General features: G+C 69.5%; 1 protein-coding gene. It reads left to right on the forward strand.

Annotation, left to right across the window (positions count from 1 at the left end):
- Positions 1-586: homocysteine S-methyltransferase family protein (locus VR44_RS32990; RefSeq protein ID WP_045951310.1), on the forward strand; the 586-nt coding region annotated here is incomplete at both ends.

The raw sequence follows: 586 nt of genomic DNA on the forward strand, positions 1-586 counted from the left end.
CCGGGCCGATGCCCTCCGAGAGGCGCTCGCGACCCGCGTGGTCGTCGCCGACGGAGCCATGGGAACCATGCTCCAGGCACAGGACCCCACCCTGGAAGACTTCCAGCAGCTCGAAGGCTGCAACGAGGTCCTGAACATCACCCGTCCCGACATCGTCCGCTCGGTCCACGAGGCGTACTTCTCGGTGGGCGTGGACTGCGTCGAGACCAACACCTTCGGCGCCAACTACGCGGCCCTCGCCGAGTACGACATCCCCGAACGCAACTTCGAGCTCTCCGAGGCCGGCGCCCGCATCGCCCGCCAGGTCGCCGACGAGTTCACCGCCTCCACCGGACAGCAGCGCTGGGTCCTCGGCTCCATCGGCCCCGGCACCAAGCTGCCCACCCTGGGCCACATCACCTACGCCCAGATCCGCGACGCCTACCAGGTCAACGCCGAAGGCCTGATCTCCGGCGGCGCCGACGCGCTGCTCGTCGAGACCACCCAGGACCTCCTCCAGACCAAGTCCTCCATCATCGGCGCCCGCCGCGCCATGGAGGCCCTCGGCGTCACCGTCCCGCTGATCTGCTCCGTCACCGTCGAGACC

Origin of the sequence: Streptomyces katrae (assembly GCF_000966975.1) — a bacterium.
GTDB classification, from domain to species: domain Bacteria; phylum Actinomycetota; class Actinomycetes; order Streptomycetales; family Streptomycetaceae; genus Streptomyces; species Streptomyces katrae.